Here is a 20,088-nt window from a genome sequence, read left to right on the forward strand (position 1 = left end):
AAAGCGACCCCTCCCTACCGGCGAGTAAGGCACGTACGCTGGAAAGCATGACCAAATGGACCGCAGAAGACGTAGTCGATCAGACCGGCCGCACATTTGTCGTCACGGGGGCGAACAGCGGACTGGGTGAGGTAGTCGCACGAGCGCTGGGCAAAGCCGGGGCCGACGTCGTCCTCGCCTGTCGTGACACCACGAAGGCCGACGCCGTAGCCGCCGAGATCGGGCCCAACGCGGTTGTCCGCAAATTGGACCTCTCGGATCTGTCGTCGGTACGAGCCTTCGCCGACGCAACGGAGAAGGTCGACGTCCTGGTGAACAACGCCGGCGTGATGGCGGTTCCGTTCCGCCGGACGGTCGACGGATTCGAAATGCAGATCGGCACAAACCATCTCGGACACTTCGCATTGACCGGATTGCTGAAGGACAAGCTCACCGATCGTGTCGTGACGATGTCCAGTGCCCTGCATCAGCTCGGAACTGTCGATCTGGACGATCTCAATTTCGAGCGTCGGAAGTACAACCGATGGTTGGCCTACGGGCAGTCCAAGCTTGCCAATCTGTTGTTCACGTACGAACTTCAACGCAGGTTCGCGGCGTCGGGATCTTCGCTCAAAGCGCTCGCTTCGCATCCGGGATACGCGTCGACGAACCTGCAGGGGCACACCGAGTCGATCCAGGACAAGCTGATGGGAATCGGCAATTCGATCTTCGCGCAGTCCGCGGAGATGGGCGCCCTTCCCGAACTGTGGGCGGCAACCGCGCCGGATGCCTTCGGCGGCAGTTACATCGGACCGGACGGTCCGTTCGAGCAGCGAGGGTATCCGAAGGTCGTGGGGTCGAACAAGAAGTCACACGATACGAAGACAGCCTCGGGTTTGTGGACACTGTCGGAGAAGTTGACCGGAGTCTCGTTCGGGATTTGATTCAGATATGAAGGTGGCCGCGAACTTCGAGAAGTTCGCGGCCACTTTCATATCCGTTCGAGCTAGATGTTGTTCGGGTTACAGCGTGACAACCATCTTGCCGGTGTTCGCGCCGCGCATCAGGTCGATGAACGCTTGCGGTGCATTCTCCAGGCCTTCGACGATGGTCTCGTCCCACTGAATCTTGTTGTCGGCGAGCCACCCTGCCATGTGGGTGCGGAATTCGCCACCGAGGTGACGGTAGCCGCCCACGAGGAATCCGCGCAGTGTGAGCTGCTTGCCGATCACCAGTGCCAGGTTGTGGGGAGCGGTGGGCTTCTCGGTGGTGTTGTACTGAGCGATGGCTCCGCACAGGGCAATCCGGCCACCCTGGTTCATGGCATCGATTGCGGCTTCGAGATGCTCGCCACCGACGTTGTCGAAGTACACGTCGATGCCGTCAGGGGCGGCAGCGGCGAGTAGTTCGGTGATCGGGCCGTCGTGGTAGTCGAATGCCGCATCGAATCCGAGTTCGAGAAGTCGGGCAACCTTCGCCGGTGAACCGGCGCTACCGATTACTCGCTTCGCTCCGAGCAACTTGGCGATCTGACCGACGAGCGATCCGACGGCACCTGCTGCGCCGGAGACGAATACGGTATCGCCTTCCTTGAACTCCGCAACCGCGGTGAGGCCGGCATACGCGGTGAGGCCAGTCATGCCGAGGGCACCCAGGTAGGCCGTCGCCGGCGCGATGGACGTGTCGGCCGGAGTCACTGCGGATCCGTCGAGGATGGCGTATTCACGCCATCCGAGGCCGTGGACGACGACGTCGCCCACGGCGCGATCAGCCGACTTGGATTCGACGACCTCGCCGACGGCACCACCGTCGAGCGGCGCACCGACCTGGAACGGCGGAAGGTAGGACTTCACGTCGTTCATTCGGCCGCGCATGTACGGGTCGACGGAGATGGCGATGTTGCGGACCAGGATCTGGCCGTCTTCGAGTTCGGGGAGTTCTACTTCGGCGGTGGCGAAGTTCTCCGACGTGGGCCAACCGTTCGGGCGTGAAGCGAGACGGATTTCCCGGCTGACAGTGGTAGTGCTCATTCGTCGTCCTTACTTACTTCGAGGGTGACCTCGATGTTGCCGCGAGTTGCATTGGAGTACGGGCACACCTGGTGTGCCTTCTCCGTCAGCTCGACGGCCTGATCATGGGGTAGATGGGGGAGTGAAACCTCCAGCGTCACAGCGAGTCCGAAGCCTCCTGCACCGTTGGGGCCGATGCCGACCCGCGCGCCGACTGCGGAATCAGCCACGTTGGCCTTCTCGGCACGGGCGACCATCTGCAGAGCGGAGTGGAAGCATGCTGCGTATCCGGCGGCAAAGAGCTGCTCGGGGTTGGTGCCTTCGCCGCTGCCACCCATTTCCTTGGGAATGGCGAGGCCGAGATCGAGGCGTCCGTCCGAGGTGCGAGCGTGACCGTTGCGGCCTTCGCCGGTGGCAAGTGCTTCTGCGGTGTAGACGATGTTCATGACTTCTTCTTTCCGTCGGAGTGGGCGTTGGATGCTTGAAGTGACTCACCGAGACGAGTGAGAACGTCTCGGAGTTCGGTGAGTTCGTCGTTACTCAGACCAGTGGCGCCTGCGAGCTTGGCCGGGATGTCCTCGGCCTTGCTACGCAAGGTGGAACCCGCCTCGGTCAGGTGAATCTCGACGCGACGCTCGTCGGTGGTGAGGCGTCGGCGCTCGATGAATCCCAGACCCTCGAGCCTCTTGAGCAGCGGCGACAGAGTTCCGGTATCGAGATCGAGTGCCTCACAGATCTCACGCACCCCGCGGCCGTCTCGTTCCCAGAGTGTCAACAGGACGAGGTACTGGGGATACGTGATTCCCAGGTCGTCGAGCATCGCCCGGTACGCGGCCGTCGTGGCCCGCGACGCCGAATAGAGGGCGAAGCAGACCTGGCGTTCGAGGGCGAGTGGGTTGGTCACGAGAACAACTGTAGCGCACAGTTAAGTTGTGCACAACAAAGAAGTGTCAAATAGATCTACGGATAGGCGGCCGTTCGTCTACGGCGTCGACAGGATCTCGGAGACATGCGAGAGGAAGGTGTGCACTGTCCGGGTAGCGGGCGCAGGAAACCTGGTCCGCACTGCCAATCCGTCGTGAGTTCGTGAGAACCAGAACTGAACGTCGTCGGCGTTCGAGACGCGACTGAGTTGCTGCGGATTGATCGGCGCAGGCTGTGATTCGCTGGACTTTGATTTACGGGGGCGAGATCCACCGGGCATGGTTCGGTAGTCGGCGTAGGACACCGAGAAGATGTCTCTGCGAGTGGGCGAAACCTCGGGCCCCAAGCTCCGCAAAACCTGCCTCGACGACACGGACGACAGTGAAAGTGACTCGTGGAAAGCGAGATTGACTGCCCGGGCAGTGCTGTGAAGATTGTCCATGCTCGTCACGGTGATGGGCGCATTGGCTACCAGCCATCCGAAGGTGTGGTTGTGTCGCGGTTCCCGACGCGTGTGAACAGGGAACAGTAGGTGCGTGTCCCTCTTGCCGGTCAATTGTGTTGTGGCCAAACCGATCGACGCAAGAATTGCACCGAACGAGGAGTGTCGATGATCGGCGCAGTTCTGGTCGAACAGCTCTGCTTCGTCGGCGTCGAGGAGCATTCGGGTGTCTGTGCCCTGGGGCGACATCGCCCCGGCGGGCAGTCCCAGATCTACGGGAAAATGGGGAGTGTCACCCCCGCATGCTCGGAGGAAGGACCGCCAACCCGCAATCCGGTGGTCGCCGGGCTCTGGATCCGCGGTTGCCGATTCCCGGAAGCAGTAGTTGAGGAAACTCCCGGGCTCCGGAAGGAGATCAGACGCGATCGGATCACGGTCCGCCCGCGTGTATTCGCGATACAGAGTGCTGATCTCGGTAATTGCGATGCTCATGGACCAGCCGTCGCAGATGGCATGGTCGAACCCGCAGACCACTGTCGACTGGTCCTCGCGGGTGATGGCACCGAGAAAGTACGCGGGAAACGCGAAAGGATTGCACCATCGATCCAAGCGCTCGCCCAAGAGTTCTCGCACCTGCTCCGGTGTTCTCGCGTCAGCCACTGTTTCCTCACGCAGGCGCAGATCGCCGACGTCGGCGACGTCGACGAACAGTGCCGAGGATTCACCCGATTCTTCGGCCTGGGAGAACGAGCACGACAGGGCGTCGTGACGGGACGTCCATTCCTCGAAGCTGGCCTTGAGTGCGTCCGTGTCGATGGGGCCGGGAACGTCGAAAGTGGCAGCGAGCCAAGTCGTATCGCCGCGGCTGCCGGCAAGATGCAGCTGCTGATTGGAGGTCGGGGGAACCGGATACGTCGTTCCGGTGGAGATTTCGCTCGGCGTCCACTGCAGAATGCGGCCCGGCCGTGCCTCGAACCTGTCGAGAAACGTGATGTGCATCAGGCGGTCTCCACTTCCTGACGTGCATCCGCCTGACGCACGACACGGTAGTCGCCGGTATCAGTGACCGTTCTCAGGACGTTGCGAAGGTGTCGTAGGTACCGATTCACCGATGTGTGCGCCTGCTCGGTGTCCGGAAAACTGACCATCACGTACGTACGGTCTTCCTTCCGGTTGATCCACATCGACAGATCACCCGTCGTTCCTGGCCCACCCAGTGCCCGCGCCTCGAGTTCGTCATGGTGCTCGGCACCTGGAATCAGGCGCATGTCGATGTACGACACCATCGGCGGGACCGAGGTTCCACCGATGTCGGATCCGGTCAACTTCGACACCTGGGCGATCACCGAGTGAATGGACACGTCCGCGAGTCCCTTCACCGCAGCGCGAGCAGCGTGGGCAAGGGGGAGTGCATCGGTAAAGTTCGTGACACCGCTCAGCGTGAACGAGACCGGGACGAGATTGATGAACCAGCCTTGGGAATAGAGGTATCTCGGATCGGAGCGAGTGCCGACTGCGTTGAGCGCGAAGTAGTTCGCTCGATCCGCAACTTCGATCTCGGTGAGGGCGAGGGCTGCGAAGATCCCCGTGGAGAAGCCGACGCCATTGGACTTGCACAGCGCTGCGAACGCGGCTGACTCGTCGCTGTCGAGAACGTCGATGTGTGTGCGGGTCGACCGGGCCTGTTCGCCCCGCGCGACACCGAGGTCGAGGGGGAACGTCGGGAGTTGGCCGGCGTTGGCGGCGAGAATCGAAATCCACTGCTGCACAGGCGCTGCGGCCAGGTCGAGGTTCCCCGCGGATGTCCGTTCCTCGCCGCTGTACTCGACGTAGCTGCCGGGAGAGGGAAGTTGAGCCTCGATGCCGGCGCTTTCGGCGATGTACAGCGCACGAAGTTCTTCGACGCCCAGCATCAACGACAGGCCGTCGGTGTGCGAGTGATCGACGCCGTAGTAGACGGTGAAGCCGGCGCCGTGCTCGACGACGCCACTGATGAACGAGGGCCATTGCAATGGGCTGGTATCGCCGGCGAAACTTCGGCTCACATGCTCGCGAACCGCATCTGTCGTGTTCAGAGAACCGACGCTGTGCGGCGTGAGTTCGATCGTCGACGCATCCACCACGTGACGGTCGATGACCCCGCTACCGTCGGGATCTTCGGATGATCTCACCTCGAACCAACTGTGCAGTGTGTTGTGCCGCAGGACAAACGCCCGGACCGCCCGACGCAGTGCCTCCCGATCGAGATCACCGGGCAGAGTGAACGTGAATCCGATCCACGGTGACCAGTCGACGCCTTGTGCGCGCTTGTGATCGGCGGTACGAATGTGTCCTTCCTGTAGGAACGAGAGCGGTTGGTCGCTCCGTGGTGCCCCGGATGCCGCCGCCAGGGATTGTTCAGTAGGCCTGAACTCGGTGAGCGTCCCGGCTTTCGGTGCCCAGAGATCGATGGGTGTCATTTCCATGAGAGTTCTCCTCGATCGGTACAGCGGTATTGATCGGTACGGCGGTGTTGGTCGGAGGTGCGAAAGTGTCGGTCGAGAAGGCAAAGTCCTCCATTTCGCGGCGTAGGAGTCCCGCGAACTGATGGATGTGGCGGCTCGTGCGCGCGTTGCCCGGGTGGCGTATGGCCAGATTGAGCCCTTCGGGAGTCCGCGTGAGCCAGATGTAGACGTCGGTTCCCGAATGATCTCGACTACGAAGGCCCCTGGTCTGCCAGCTCGTCCATTGCTCGGCACCAGGAACGTGACGAACGTCCATGTACGAGAGCACGAACGGCAGGTGCTGCGGGGAGTCGATCAGCTCGCACACTTTCGAATACGGCAGTGCCGCGGCGGGGCGGACGCGCCGTATCTCCGTGCCGGCAACCTTGGCCAGATCGCTCACGGTTGCGGCGGGGGCAATCGGAATCCTCACCGGCACAACACCGATGAACCATCCCAGCGACGCGGCCCATCGAAGCTCCGAACGGGTGTGTTGCGGCACGACGACGCGGAATTCGTCTGCACCGGTGAGATCGCCGGTCACCTTGGCCGCGCACGCGAGTATCGCGGCCAGGAATCCTTGGTTGCTGCGCTTGCTCGCTTCTGCCAGGCGTTCGGCTCCCCGGGCGCTCAGAAGCCAGGCAGACAGGCTCTGCTGAGGGACTCGGCGTCCGGTGACCGGTTCGGGTAGCGCTGGAAAGTACGGAGCCTCGCCCTGCGCGTAGAACTCGCGCCACGTCTGCACTGCCGGGTGAGAGCGGTCCGCGTGTCCCACGAGATCTCGTTCCTTGGTGCCGAAGTCGATGTAGCTTCCGGTCTCCGGCGGCGAGGGAGGGCTTCCCTCGCTCAACGATCGGTAGATCGTCTGCAGTTCGTGCGCGGTCAACGCCACCGAATATCCGTCCAGCAGAGCATGATCAGCGGCAAAAACCACGGTGAAGTGGTTGGGGCCTTCGATCGTCGCGAACTGATACGCAGGCCAGACAAGTGGATCGGTCGATCGGTCGAGCAGTTGCTGCAGATGCGTGAAGACAGACATCGAGGACGCAAGGTGTCCGACCTCGGTGCCCAGAATCCGGACGTCTCCAGACGCCGCGGTGCGTCGGACTATCGTTTCGCCCTCCACGGCGACGTGTGTTCGGAGCACTTCGTGGCGATCGATCCAGTGATCGAGAGCGGCCGCCCAGATCCTTCGGTCGAGTCGGTCGTGGATGCGAAACGAGGTACCCAGCCACGACGGAGTGCACACGTCGGTCTGATGGTGCACCTGCCGTTTCGCCTGCTGGGCATGTTTCAAGTGTGCCTCGTGTATGTAGCTGGCGGGACGCTGGTCGACAGGCCACAGTTCGGGCGGATTCACCGCGGCGGGAGTCCACTCGGTGACGGTCCCTGGAGGTAGGGGATAGTCGGCAAGTTCCGTGAATTCCATTGGGAAACCTGATCTCTCGAGATGGCGAAAGGTGGGGATCGTGAACGGGGCGGATGTTTGTAACCGAGAGTGACAGATGATTAGTCAAGGCAAGTAGAACGCGGCCCGAGGCTCCGCGCAACTGCTTCGGTGCGGGATGTGACGAGGAACATTCCGCTCGTTATTTCGGACAATTCGAATACTGGACATCCGGTTTACGGCCCTGGTCACCTGTCAGTTGATCGATCAATCACTCTGTGGTGAAACAAATTTCAACAGACCGTTGTGAATTCCGTCGGCGACGAAGCATGTGCGCATGCGAACGTCGGAATATGTTTATGTGTAGCAAGTTTCGTATGGATTCGGCTGTATCTCTTTTAATTGCAACAGGGTTCGTGTACTGCCGTCGTGTCGTTTCGGCGCGCGGATTGTTCACCGAGTATTGACATGCTCGGCATCTGCCGGTCGTATGCAGACGGTATTTCTAAGCGATGACTGATCCGATGGAATACGACCTGGTTGTGATCGGCTCCGGCCCGGGTGGGCAGAAGGCTGCCATCGCGGCGGCCAAGCTGGGTAAACGGGTAGCGATGGTCGAGAAAGGCAACATGCTCGGGGGAGTGTGCGTCAACACCGGCACCATTCCGTCGAAGACGTTGCGTGAGGCGGTTCTCTACCTCACCGGGATGAACCAACGCGAACTGTACGGCGCGAGTTACCGCGTCAAGGAGAACATCACTCCGGCCGACCTGCTGGCGCGAACCCAGCATGTCATCACCAAAGAAATCGAAGTCGTTCGATCTCAGCTCCTGCGCAACCGCGTCGAATTGTTGATAGGGGTCGGCTCGTTCGTCGACGAGCACACCATCCTCGTCGAGGACGCCTCGCGCGGAGACAAGATGACGATCACGGCGAAGTTCGTCGTGATCGCGACCGGAACGTTGCCTGCTCGCCCGGCGGGGGTGTCCTTCGACAGTCACCGGGTGCTCGACTCCGACGGGATCCTCGATCTGACCTCCATCCCGACCACCATGGTCGTCGTGGGCGCGGGAGTGATCGGTATCGAGTACGCATCGATGTTCGCGGCACTCGGCACCAAGGTCACCGTCGTCGAGAAGAGGACGTCGATGCTGGACTTCTGCGACCCCGAGGTCATCGAATCGCTTCGATTCCATCTACGCGATCTGGCGGTCACTTTCCGATTCGGTGAAGAAGTGACGGCCGTCGACGTCGGAGCGAACGGAACGCTCACGACGCTGCGCAGCGGCAAGCAGATTCCAGCCGAGACCGTGATGTACTCGGCTGGACGGCAAGGCCTCACGGCGCCACTCGCGCTGGAGAACGCCGGGCTCGAAGCCGACGAACGTGGCCGTATCTACGTCGACGACAATTTCCGCACCAAGGTCGAACACATCTACGCCGTCGGTGACGTCATCGGATTCCCGGCGTTGGCGGCGACGTCGATGGATCAAGGTCGACTCGCGGCCTATCATGCCTTCGACGAACCAGGCGCGAAGCTGATGGATCTGCAGCCGATCGGCATCTACTCGATTCCCGAGGTGTCGTACGTGGGCGCCACCGAGGTCGATTTGACCAAGGAATCGGTGCCGTACGAGGTTGGCGTTTCCCGATACCGCGAACTCGCACGCGGGCAGATCGCAGGCGACACCTACGGGATGCTCAAGATCTTGGTGTCGACGGATGACCTGAAACTGCTCGGTGTTCATATCTTCGGCTCGGGTGCAACGGATCTCGTGCATATCGGCCAAGCGGTGATGGGGTGCGGCGGGACCGTCGAATACCTTGTCGACGCCGTCTTCAACTATCCGACACTGTCCGAGGCGTACAAGGTGGCGGCGCTCGACGTCATGAACAAGATCAGGGCTCTCAAGCAATTCCACTAGGGGTCGGGGTGTCCCCAGGTACCGGTCAGGGGCGGTCGGTGTACTTCTCGGGTAGCACTTGTTCGAATACCTGAGGGTGATGTCAGGCCTGGGGAAATAGGGCAGGGTCTATCTCCATGACCATTGCCCAGGAACTTCGTGTGGAATTTCGATGCTGATCGGACTGATTGCCGCGATCGTGGCTTGCGTCGGGTACGGCGTTGCATCCGTGCTGCAAGCCTACGGCGCGCGCAAGTCGGCAGCTGCCGCCGAGCAGCGTGGCGAGGCCGGACACGTGACGGCGTCGGGTGGCCCGACCTTGCGTTCGACGTTCGCGGCCGCGCTGACGGCGTCGTTCATCCTGGGCACCGTGCTCGATGCGGTCGGATTCGCCGGAAGTGCCATCTCCGCGCGGCTCATTCCACTGTTCTTGTCGCAGACAGTGGTCAGTGCCAATCTCGTCATCACGGCAGTGCTGGGGACCGTGGTCCTCGGCATCCAGTTGCATCGTCGCGACTGGTTCGCGATCGCTGCGGTGATCGGATCGCTCCTGCTGCTCGGATTGTCGTCAGGTCACGCGGGCGGTGGGAGTTCCAACGACGTCGTCCATTGGGGTGTCCTCGTGGGCTCGGCGTTGATCTTGCTGATCGGCATCGGTTTGATCCGATGGTTGGGCTCACGCGCAGCAGTTGTCGCCGGGTTGATCTCGGGTGTGCTGTTCGGCTGTCTGGCCATTGCCGTACGCGTGGTCTACGGAATCGATCCGTTCGAAATCGGTACGATGCTCCGCGATCCGGCCGGCTGGGCGATCCTCGTTTCGGGCCTGGGCGGTTTCTATCTGCACACGGTGGCGCTGCAACTGGGATCCGTCAACGGAGCGACAGCGGCTCTGGTTGTCGGCGAGACGGTGGTTCCGGGAATCGTTGGCGTCGTGGTGCTCGGCGACGCGTCGAGACCGGGCCTGGAATGGCTTGCCGTGGTCGGCTTCGTCGGGGCAATCGCGGGCGCCGTCGCCGTGGCCGTCTTCGGCGCGGCGAGCCACGAGGAGAAACCGGTCGAAGAAGTGACCGTCTGATGCGGTAGCGAAAAGCTGTGCTGTTCGATCGGTCAATTGGTAACGGAAACCGCGTTCTCGCAGATAGTTCCAGCGCGCCCCAACGTCCCGCATACGTTGTGCGGTCACGGGCAGCGGGACGAAGAACGGAGGAAAGTGATGAGCAGCTTGGATATTCAACGCTGGTCGAACGACTTCACCGCGCTGACCAAGGTCATATCGGAAGGCATCGAGCAGTTTGTTCTCCGGTTCATTTCCAGCTGAAGTGATCTGAGCTCGCTGCCTGTCATGGAATTATTGATCTCCACCGCGGTTCGGAGGACGAATCGTGATGAAGCAGAGGTTCTTACGGGGTTTCGGAGGCCTGGGCGGGGGCGAGCAGGTAGGAGAACACGTACGTAACTGCGGCGATGACCGCCAGTACGATCAAGGAGGTCGGGAATCCTCCGGCATCTCGCACCGGGTCACCAGTAGCGACGACAGCCGCCATGAACAGTCCTACCCAGGACCAGGCTCCATCGCCGACTATCGGGATCATCACGGCGACACCTGTGACCGCACCTGTGAGCGCAGCCAGACTCAGTTCCTTGTCGACCCAGCTCATGGATCAACTAGAACACAGGCACGCTCGCGAGGCTGTGGAGTATCTCGGATTCAGGGGCTGAAGAACTCGAGTCGGCGGTGCAGGCGTGCGATCGACGGGTCCCCGATCGTGCGTCTGCCGTCGGTTCGGGCTTGGCTCGGGGTCATCCCGTAGAAGTCCTTGAACGCTCGCGCCAACTGGGATTTCGAGGTGAAGCCGCATCGCAGGGCCAACGCTTCGATCGTTTCGTTCGGCATCTCGGTTCTGGTCAATTCGCGGTAGACGAGTTCGAGACGCTTCCGCCGAATGACAAGAGCTATTCCGCCGTCGGATGCGAATGCGCGATAGAGCTGTGCCCGGGAGACGGACAATGCTGCGCACATGCTCGTCGGGCCGAGCCAGGTCTCCGAGAGATGCTCGGCGATGTAGGCGTACGCACGATCGCGGAGAGAGTGATCGGGCCGCGGCGACAGATCAGGTTCGGCGATACCCAAACTGACACGAAGGAGGGAAGCGACGACGTCCTCGTAGCCGGCCGCAGCATCGGGATCGAGATGCGGTAGCGCGAGTACGACCGATTGCATGCACTGAGCGAGCACGACGGCAGGAACTCCGCGCAGTACCGTCCGTGTAGAGAACGACCCTTCGACTCGGCCTCGACGAGGGAACGCGGTGCGAGGAGCGTGATGGTGCGCCCTGTCGATTCCGCCTCCGCGTCGGCGGTCCAGGTACGCCCGAGGTCGAAGAATGTGACATCGCCTGGACGTGCGACGAAATCGACTCCGTCGGCGTTGCCGCTCAACTGCCCGTCGAGGACGACCTGGACCATGTATTCATCGTCGAGTCCGCTCTCGGCGATCAGCCGATTGTTTCGGGTGTACTTCTGTGTGTTGAAGGTAGTTTGACCGATCAACGAGGTTCCGATGGAAAGCGCTGTGATCGAGCCTTCGAGAGATGTGTCAGGGTCAATTCGGTCGGTGACGAAGAACGGACGTGTGGCACTGCGCCAGAAGTCGTCGGCGTCCGCAGGATCGACCGATCGGGTCGACACGCGGATGCGGGCGGAATTCATCGACACGCGGGCATGATATGTCAGATCCCGCAGGTCGCAGTCACTCTCCCGCAAATAGACGTCAATAGTGACCGAGCCCACATAATGAGACAAATCGGGCGTATTTGTGAGACGGCCAGTGCTCGCGTGTCGCGGCGAAGCTGTCTATGTTGTTCGTTATGGGTGGACAGGTTGGGAGTTCGATGCTCGAACGAAATCTCGAGTTCGGCGGGGATCGACTGCTCGTTTGTCGGCCATCATGACGTCCACTTCGAATCGATCGCAGCTATCTCGAGCAAAGCGAAATCCTCGAGGAAGGGGCACGCTGCAAAGGCGGCTTGCCGGGCGTGGAGCCACGGCGATTCGTCCCCGCCTCCTCGGATTGATGGAACGCTCGGCGGGATTGACTGTCATCGATTCGCCGCTTGGGTTCGGCAAGACGGAACTCGCCGCGTTGTGGCTCACGACTCTCGGGCAGGTGCCGAGCAGACCGGTAGTCTGGGTGCCGGCGCCATCGCATCGGATGACCCCCCTCGAGTACTGGAACACCGCGCTCGCAGTAATTCAGGATTCCCTGGAATCACTCGAGGCCCCGCCACGAATGCGCGAGGATCCAGTGGGCGCGATCGAATCACTCCTTGACTCGTCGCCCGCACCATTCGTGTTGGTGTTCAACCGCATCGACCTGGTTGAGGGTGACGAGGTGGGACGCCGAATCGTGGATCTGATCGTGCGGCTTCCCGGATTGAAAGTAATCGTCACGCTGCAGGATCGGTCTGCGACGGACTTGCTCGAAGACGTCCGCGTGGACGAGTACCTGTGCGCGAACGACCTCAGATACACGCCCGACGAGTCCACCGTTCTGTTCGCGGAGGCAGGGATTCACCTTCCCTCGGGCATCGTCCATTCGATCTGTGAACGCGTCGCCGGCGTTCCCGTGCTGATGAAGGTTGCTCTGAGTGCGGTTGCGGGGCTGAGTGAACCGAGCCGTGGACGCGAACGCGTTCAGCAGCGAGTGGACCAGGCGATCCACGCGTACGTCAGTCGGACCGCTCCTCGGTCGGGCAAGTCGCTCGAGTTGTTCGACTTCGCGACTACGATCGCCGCTGCCCGCACGGTGACACCAGAGATCGCTCGTGTCTTGTCCGACGATCTTGACGTGGAGGGCAAACTGGACTTGCTCGAGTCTTTCGGTCTGATCTTCCGGAATGGTTTCGAGGGAGAACCGTCCTGGTACTTCGCGCCGTCAGTTCGGCTGGCATTCATACAGATACGGGCCGAACAAGGGGATGGATTCGAAGATCCCTTCCAGGTACTCGTCGATCACGCTCTCGGGACTTCGGATATAGCCGGTGCCGTTCACTACGCCTTGGACGGACGCAAGTGGACCAGGGTGCTCGACATACTCGAGCGCCACTGGGCTGATCTTCTGGTCGATCACACCGGATTGGTCCGGACTGCGTTGCAATCCATACCCGGTGACGTACTCAGTTCGAACCCTTCGATTCTGGTGGGTCGTGACCTGCTCGAATCACGTCTGCGGCCGCAGTTGATCAACGGCGATTCATTACCGACGGAACCGGCGGAATTGCGTGCGATAGGTGGTAGTCCGCATGCGCACAGCTTGTTGAACGTCGGAACTGTCCAATCGGTGGTGCTGAGAACGTCCGGTAAGTACCAACGCTCTACCGAGATCACGCGCAAATTGGCGCACGTCGTATACGGACTCGGCGACGAGTCGTTGGGTGCGTTGGGGTCTCAACTGCCCGCCCTGCGGTTGATCTGGGGGGTCTCGCATCAATTGACCGGTGACCTCGGTGATGCCGCGGTGGAATTGCGACTCGCCTATCAAGGTGCGGTGCAACATGGTCCGGAGTTCGTCCTGCGTCACGCCGCAGGCAATGCCGCGCTCAACTCCGCGCTGATCGGGGACGTCGCGCACGCGACGGACTGGCTGCACCTGGAATGCACACACCCGGACGTTTCGGGATGGTTGGGACCGCCCTCGCACATGGGGGGAGCGATCGCGCGGGCACTGGTGGCGTGCGACAGCGTGGACCTGCACGCCGGCGCTGCCGCGATGGACGCACTCGCCGAGGTCACACCGCCGGGCGACCTGTGGGCGTTCGCGGCCTACACTTACACCAGATTTGGACTGCTGCAATCGGACCCGTTCTCGGGGCTGATTTCCCTCCAGCGCGCAGTGGCAACGCACGGGCACGTGAATCCGTGTGAACGATCGCTCGGTGACGCGCTTCTCACCGCGGCACGTATCGATCTTCTGTTGGCGTCCGGGGAGGGTACCAAGGCGCTGGAAGAATCAGTCGCTGCGCCACATACGTTTGCAGTTGTCACGGTCTCCGTGGCGCGGACGCATCTCCTGACCGGGTCGCCGTCCCAGGCATTGGAATTGTGCCGCGAAATCGATTGGAGCGGGCAGTATCTCACGAGGTTTCGGCTCGAATCCCTGCTGATCGAATGCGCTGCTCTGTGTGAACTGGGCAGGATCCCCGCTGCCGCGAGTACATGGGAGGAAGCTCGCGGACTGCTCGAAACCTCCGGTGTCCTGTCGGCCCTGGCGACGATACCGCGTGATCTGATCAGGCAACTCGAAGATGGGGCCGAGGGCTCGAGCAGTGCCGTCGCGACCTTTCTCGAATCCGAAGCGGCGCAGATATATCCGGCGGCCATCGTTCGGGTCCAATTGACGAAACGGGAGATGGACGTTCTCGTGGAACTGGGTCTCGGCATTCCGATCGGTGAGATCGCGCGGCGGTTGTTCGTATCCAACAACACGCTGAAGAGTCACCTCCGAGCCTTGTATCGCAAACTCGGTGCGCATTCCCGGGAAGAGGCTGTCGCGGCAGCGCACCGACACAACCTCCTCGGCAGTGGGCAGGACTGATCGGCGTCAGTGCAGATTGCGCTCGGCGTAGACCTTCATCGCGTCACGGACCAGTGAAGCGGTGCCTTCTCCGTACTTGTCGTAGTTTGCAGTGAAGCGGGGATCGTCGACGTACATCTGGCCGAGTCCGGTGAAGGCGTCGGCGCTGGGAGTCCTTCCCTGCCAACCGATCTTTATCCACTCGAACTGTCTTCGGGTAATCGTCTGGACGTCGTCGCTTTCCGCGGACAGCCCCGCTGTCAGTGCTTTTCCGAATGCCGCTGCGATGTCGGCTTGAGCTTGCAGATGAGCTTTACGGTCCTGCTCCGACATCGACCGCCACCAGTTGTCGCCGCTGGTGTAGGCGTCCTTGCCCCAACGCTCGATGACCTCGTCCTTGTATCGGGTGTGGTCGAACCCGTCGAAAACATCTTCCGGCATGAGTGATTCACCATTCTTCGTCTTGTTCAAGGTCCTGTTGACCGATTCGATCTGTCTCGAGATCCGCGTGCGCTCTTGCTCGAGGAGTTCGAGGTGCGTACGCAGTGCGGCGGCCGTATCGCGTTCGCCGGTGAGGACTTCGGCGATGGCCGGCAATCCGAGTCCGAGTTCCCGAAGTAGAAGGATGCGTTGCAGTCGCACCAGGGCGTCTTCGTCGTAGAAGCGGTAGCCGTTGGCGCCGATGCGACTCGGTTCCAGGAGTCCCAAATCGCCGTAGTGACGCAGCGTTCTGCTGGTGGTACCTGCGGATTTGGCGAGTTCTTGGATGGACCATTCGCTCACGTGGAGTTCCTACTCTCGGATCGGTTGTGCTCATTCAGCATGCAAGTTGACGTTGCGTCAATGTCAAGAAAGTTCTCGGTGTGCATTGTCGGGAACGTTTTATGTCCGTTTCGCCGTATCGCCACGAACGGGTCTCCAACTGATTGATTCGATGACCTAGGTCACGTGATTTGGCTCACAAATTGTCAATTTGAATAGTTGAACAAGCCTCTGTTGACGCTTTCACGTACCTCGACCACGATCATCTGAACAGATCGAGTTACGCGGTTGTTGAAAATGCACGGTAGTTGAAATGCACTGCAGACGGAACGGTGGTCCACGATGACTGAACTGGTGTCGGGCGTAGCCCAGGCCAAGCCCTATGACCTCGATGATCGGTACCGGTCGGGATCGGGACCGGTGTTGCTGACCGGTGTTCAGGCAATTGCACGCGGCTTCGTCGAGCAGCACGTTCGCGACATTCGGGCAGGTAAGCGTATTGCCACCTTCGTCTCCGGTTACCAGGGCAGCCCCCTCGGTGGCGTCGACAAGATGCTTCACGGCATGCCCAAGGTTCTCGCCGAGCACGACATCACCTTCATCCCTGGCTTCAACGAGGAGCTCGCCGCCACGGCGGTATGGGGAAGCCAGACGGATCTCCCTGCCGGAACCGCGACCCACGACGGCGTGACCGGCGTCTGGTACGGCAAGGGCCCCGGCGTCGACCGCGCTACCGACACCATTCGCCACGCCAACATGTACGGCGTGAACCCCAAGGGCGGCGTCGTCCTCCTGGTGGGCGACGACCCCGCGTCGAAGTCCTCCACGGTTCCGGCCGTCAGCGAGCGCTCGCTTGCCGCGATGGGCGTGCCGGTTCTCTTCCCACGCAATGCCGAAGAGATCATCACGATGGGTATGCACGCCGTTGCTCTCTCGCGTGTCTCCGGTTGCGTCGTAGCGCTGAAGATCGTCGCCGACGTCGCAGACGGTGCCTGGACGATCGACGGCAGCATCGCGGACTTCGACATCGTGGTTCCGGAAGTGCAGTTCGAGGGCAAGCCCTTCGTCTACAAGCAGCGTCAGATGGCCGCGCCGCCGGACAGTGTCATCGCCGAGGCCGATCTGTACGGCCCGCGATGGGATCTTGTGCACGCGTACGGAACTGCCAACAACCTCGATGTGATCGAGGTCAACCCCTCCGGTGCGAAGATCGGTATCGCCGCCACCGGTACAACTTTCGACTCCGTCCGACAAGCTCTGGCAGACCTCGGCGTCGATGATGCCGCGCTGCACCGCGCCGGGATCCGTCTCCTTCGCATCGGAATGTGCTACCCCGTCGTGGGCGAGAAGATCAAGGAGTTCGCCGAAGGTCTCGAGCAGATCGTCGTGGTCGAGGACAAGACCGCGTTCATCGAAGCTCAGATCCGGGAAGTCCTGTACGGCACCGACGATGCCCCTCGCATCATCGGCAAGCGTGACGGCCAGGGCCGTCTGCTCATGCCTGCCAGTGGTGAACTGACCGCAGGCCGGCTGCTCGCCCCGTTGCGCCGCGTACTGAAGCCGCACGTCGAACTCAAGCGCACCCTCCCGGCCCCGCTGTCGCTGAACGTGCTCTCCGCCAAGCGAACCGCGTACTTCTGCAGCGGGTGCCCCCACAACCGTTCCACCGCTATCCCCGAGGGTTCCATCGGCGGCGGCGGAATCGGTTGCCACACACTCGTCACCATGTCCGGCCGTGAGGACAGCGCTGTCACCGGCCTGACGCAGATGGGCGGCGAGGGCAGCCAGTGGATCGGGCAGGCACCGTTCACCGACGTGCCTCACCTGTTCCAGAACATCGGCGACGGCACCTTCTTCCACTCCGGTCAGTTGGCTGTCCAGGCATGCATCGCCGCAGGCGTGAACATCACCTACAAGTTGCTCTACAACGAAGTAGTAGCGATGACCGGTGCACAGGACGCGGAAGGTGCCCTCTCCGTTGCTCAGCTCAGCCACAAGCTGACCACCGAGGGCGTCAAGCAGATCATCATCTGCGCCGACGAGCCTTCGCGTCACAACAAGCGCGCTCTGGCCAAGGGCACCAAGCTCTGGCACCGCGATCGCCTCGACGAGGCCCAGAAGGAGCTTCGCGAGATCAAGGGCGTCACAGTGTTGATCTACGACCAGCACTGTGCGGCCGACGCTCGTCGCCAGCGCAAGCGTGGCACGCTGCCCACTCGCAACACTCGCGTCGTCATCAACGAGGCAGTGTGCGAAGGCTGCGGTGACTGCGGTGTGAAGTCGAACTGCCTCTCGGTCCAGCCCGTGGACACCGAGTACGGCCGCAAGACGAAGATCGACCAGACGTCCTGCAACACCGATTACACCTGCATGGACGGCGATTGCCCGTCGTTCGTGACCGTCGAATTGGTACCGGGCAAGAAGGCTCCCAAGGCCGCACGTCCCGTCCCGCCCGTCGTCGCAGACCCCGATTTCGGACCGCTCACCAGCACGCAGAACGTTTTCCTCGCGGGCATCGGCGGCACCGGCATCGTGACCGTCAACCAGGTGCTCGCAACGGCTGCACTGCGCGCCGGCCTCGAGGTGGAGAGCCTTGACCAGATCGGACTGAGCCAGAAGGCCGGACCGGTTGTCTCGCACCTGCGTTTCAGCTCCAGCGCGCTCGAGCCGTCCAACCGCCTCACTCCGGGCAGCGCGGATTGCATCGTCGCCTTCGACCTGCTGACCGCGACGGACAACAAGAACCTCGACTACGGCAACGCCGAGAAGACGGTCTCCATCGCCTCGACGTCGCAGACGCCGACCGGAGACATGGTCTACGACAAGGCTGTTCGCTACCCCGAGGAGACGTCACTCCTCGCCCGTCTCGACAAGGTGTCGCGCACCCTGCGTTCGTTCGACGCACTCGCCGCGGCGCAGGAGTTGTTCGGTAACACCGCAGCAGCCAACTTCCTGCTGATCGGTGCGGCCTACCAGAGCGGCGGACTTCGTCTGCCGGCAGAGGCCATCGAAGAAGCGATCGGCATCAACGGCGTTGCCGTGGACGCGAACATCGCGGCATTCCGTTGGGGTCGTGCAGCAATTGCCGACACCGCAGCGTTCTCGGCCGTCACCACGCCGGCCAAGTCCGTCCGCGAACCCGTTGTCGCACCGGCTCACATGTTCGCCGGAACCACCTTCACCGGTGAAACCCTGCGACTGGTGGAACTGCGTGCGGCGCAGCTCATCGAGTTCCAGTCCGTCAAGATCGCCCAGCGCTACATCGATCAGGTTCAGGCAGTCTGGACCGCTGAACGTGCCGCAACCGAGCGGACCGATTTCAGCGAGGCTGTTGCCCGCGGCCTCTTCAAGTTCACCGCGTACAAGGACGAGTACGAAGTTGCTCGTATGCTGGTCGACCCCGCATTCATCGAGGACGTCAAGTCTCAGGTGCCGGCCGGGGAGAACCTGACCTACAAGCTCCACCCGCCGATCCTTCGAGTGATGGGCCGCAAGAAGAAGATCGGTCTCGGACCTAAGTCGCATGTTGCACTGAAGGTTCTGGCCAAGGGTAAGAAGCTTCGCGGTACCAAGCTCGACCCCTTCGGCTACATGCACGTCCGCAAGGTCGAGCGTGAACTGCTCGCCGAGTACGAGGCCATGATCGCTGACCTCTCTCGTACGCTCGCAACCGACGGATACGATCGCGCCGTCGAGATCGCGGCACTGCCGGACGTGGTTCGCGGTTACGAAGACATCAAGCTCGGCAACATCGAGCTGTACAAGACTCGCCTGCGCGAACTCGGTGTCGGTGAGTAGGAGCGCCGGCGAGTAGATCGAACAAGACTGTGCCCCAGTGACCGTCGTCGCTGGGGCACAGTTGCATTCAGGGCCTTCTCGGACCCAGGCAGGTTCAGGAGGGCGGGAACTGGCCGTCGGCAACCACGGCGCTGCCGTTCCACGTGAAGTTCACTATGTTCGGTCCGCCTTGGGGACAGCAGAATGCATCGTCGTCCAGCAGCCAACGGTATTGGACGGATACCGAATCCTTGTTGCTGTCGATGACGTGTGTGTACGAGTACGGCTCACTGGTAGCCGTGCCCAGGTATGTTCCGTCGTGGAAGAACAGGACGTGTGACTGGTAAGTCGCATCGCCGACGCCGTCGCCGTCCACCGAAACCCAGAGCAGGTCAGGACAATTCCCGATCTGTTCTTCGCTCGCGGATCTCGGTATCCAATTGCCCCCGTTGATGTCGGTGCCCAGCGTGCCGATGGCGTCGGTGACGAGCGAGGAGCCGACGTCGAGACAGGGACCCGAAGCGGGGATTGCTGTCGTAGTCGCCGTCGTGGATGCATTTGTGCGGGTGTTCGATTGTGGCGGGGGAGAGCTCGCTACCGTCGTCTCGGTTTCGTTTGCCGTCGATGTCGCCGACGCCGTTGAACTGGCTGCCGTGGAACTCGCCGCCGCTTCAGGTGTTCCTTCGGTCGACCCACAACCGGCGACCGTCAGGGCAGTGGCCGTCACCAGTGCAGCGGCTGCGACGGCGGCCGAAATCGGAGCTTTCCTGCGCATGCGTCCTCCAGAGTGTATGGGTTCACGTGTTCAAGTCCCTCCTTCGTTCTGTCGCCGGGCCGCATGCGTGCGTT

At 61.7% G+C, this 20,088-nt stretch carries 15 protein-coding genes and 1 pseudogene; 5 read left to right on the forward strand and 11 right to left on the reverse strand.

The annotated features are described in order from the left end of the window. Positions 1-47: 47 nt before the first annotated feature. On the forward strand, positions 48-923 hold the full coding sequence (locus tag V3587_RS03375) for an oxidoreductase (protein ID WP_030535283.1): 876 nt from the start codon (positions 48-50) through the stop codon (positions 921-923). A gap of 78 nt (positions 924-1,001) precedes the next feature. On the opposite strand, the gene V3587_RS03380 is transcribed toward V3587_RS03375, so the two are convergent. The 6 genes from V3587_RS03380 to V3587_RS03405 form a co-directional block, all read right to left on the reverse strand. Then, positions 1,002-2,009 (reverse strand): NADP-dependent oxidoreductase, encoded by a 1,008-nt coding sequence (locus tag V3587_RS03380; RefSeq protein WP_019745038.1) that lies wholly within the window; start codon positions 2,007-2,009, stop codon positions 1,002-1,004. Next, entirely contained in the window at positions 2,006-2,434 is a 429-nt protein-coding gene (locus V3587_RS03385; protein ID WP_003939720.1) for an organic hydroperoxide resistance protein, read from the reverse strand. The genes V3587_RS03380 and V3587_RS03385 overlap by 4 nt, the downstream gene beginning before the upstream one ends. After that, positions 2,431-2,892 carry a MarR family winged helix-turn-helix transcriptional regulator gene (locus V3587_RS03390; RefSeq protein WP_003940568.1) on the reverse strand — a complete coding sequence of 154 codons (462 nt, stop codon included), beginning with the start codon at positions 2,890-2,892 and terminating at the stop codon, positions 2,431-2,433. Before V3587_RS03390 ends, V3587_RS03385 begins: the two co-directional genes overlap by 4 nt. Positions 2,893-2,970: 78 nt before the next feature. Further along, positions 2,971-4,353: a condensation domain-containing protein gene (locus V3587_RS03395; protein WP_050654765.1), complete on the reverse strand. Its 1,383-nt coding sequence runs from the start codon at positions 4,351-4,353 to the stop codon at positions 2,971-2,973. Further along, entirely contained in the window at positions 4,353-5,819 is a 1,467-nt protein-coding gene (locus V3587_RS03400) for a condensation domain-containing protein (protein WP_283376121.1), read from the reverse strand. Before V3587_RS03400 ends, V3587_RS03395 begins: the two co-directional genes overlap by 1 nt. Next, positions 5,752-7,266: a condensation domain-containing protein gene (locus V3587_RS03405; protein WP_081558339.1), complete on the reverse strand. Its 1,515-nt coding sequence runs from the start codon at positions 7,264-7,266 to the stop codon at positions 5,752-5,754. The genes V3587_RS03400 and V3587_RS03405 overlap by 68 nt, the downstream gene beginning before the upstream one ends. Positions 7,267-7,736: 470 nt before the next feature. Here V3587_RS03405 and sthA point away from each other — a divergent pair, with 470 nt between their 5' ends. Both sthA and V3587_RS03415 read left to right on the forward strand, forming a co-directional pair. Beyond that, on the forward strand, positions 7,737-9,149 hold the full coding sequence (sthA, locus tag V3587_RS03410; RefSeq protein WP_050654762.1) for a Si-specific NAD(P)(+) transhydrogenase: 1,413 nt from the start codon (positions 7,737-7,739) through the stop codon (positions 9,147-9,149). Positions 9,150-9,300: 151 nt separating this feature from the next. After that, complete coding sequence (locus tag V3587_RS03415) at positions 9,301-10,203, forward strand: hypothetical protein (RefSeq protein WP_003940348.1); 903 nt, start codon at positions 9,301-9,303, stop codon at positions 10,201-10,203. 325 nt (positions 10,204-10,528) lie between these two features. Here V3587_RS03415 and V3587_RS03420 read toward each other — a convergent pair whose 3' ends face one another. The 3 genes and pseudogenes from V3587_RS03420 to V3587_RS03430 all read right to left on the reverse strand — a co-directional run. Further along, positions 10,529-10,786: a hypothetical protein gene (locus V3587_RS03420; RefSeq protein WP_054827151.1), complete on the reverse strand. Its 258-nt coding sequence runs from the start codon at positions 10,784-10,786 to the stop codon at positions 10,529-10,531. A 50-nt stretch (positions 10,787-10,836) separates the two neighbouring features. Continuing rightward, positions 10,837-11,349, reverse strand: coding sequence for a helix-turn-helix transcriptional regulator (locus tag V3587_RS03425; RefSeq protein ID WP_283376122.1), 513 nt, complete (start codon positions 11,347-11,349; stop codon positions 10,837-10,839). Between the two features lie 125 nt (positions 11,350-11,474). After that, a pseudogene (locus tag V3587_RS03430) lies at positions 11,475-11,678 on the reverse strand (helix-turn-helix domain-containing protein); the annotation flags it as partial. A gap of 523 nt (positions 11,679-12,201) precedes the next feature. Here V3587_RS03430 and V3587_RS03435 point away from each other — a divergent pair. Continuing rightward, complete coding sequence (locus V3587_RS03435) at positions 12,202-14,721, forward strand: helix-turn-helix transcriptional regulator (RefSeq protein ID WP_283376123.1); 2,520 nt, start codon at positions 12,202-12,204, stop codon at positions 14,719-14,721. 6 nt (positions 14,722-14,727) lie between these two features. Here V3587_RS03435 and V3587_RS03440 read toward each other — a convergent pair whose 3' ends face one another. Next, positions 14,728-15,483, reverse strand: a complete 756-nt coding sequence (locus V3587_RS03440) for a MerR family transcriptional regulator (RefSeq protein ID WP_030535291.1) — start codon at positions 15,481-15,483, stop codon at positions 14,728-14,730. A 321-nt stretch (positions 15,484-15,804) separates the two neighbouring features. On the opposite strand from V3587_RS03440, the gene V3587_RS03445 reads away from it, so the two are divergent. Next, a complete protein-coding gene (locus V3587_RS03445; RefSeq protein ID WP_042921773.1) occupies positions 15,805-19,260 on the forward strand; it encodes an indolepyruvate ferredoxin oxidoreductase family protein in 3,456 nt (1,151 codons plus the stop codon). A 94-nt stretch (positions 19,261-19,354) separates the two neighbouring features. Here the strand turns inward: V3587_RS03445 and V3587_RS03450 are convergent, their stop codons facing one another. Continuing rightward, a complete protein-coding gene (locus V3587_RS03450) occupies positions 19,355-20,014 on the reverse strand; it encodes an LppP/LprE family lipoprotein (protein WP_003940243.1) in 660 nt (219 codons plus the stop codon). Positions 20,015-20,088 lie beyond the last annotated feature (74 nt).

The sequence above is a fragment of the Rhodococcus sp. IEGM 1306 genome (assembly GCF_036541985.1).
Taxonomy (GTDB): domain Bacteria; phylum Actinomycetota; class Actinomycetes; order Mycobacteriales; family Mycobacteriaceae; genus Rhodococcus_F; species Rhodococcus_F qingshengii.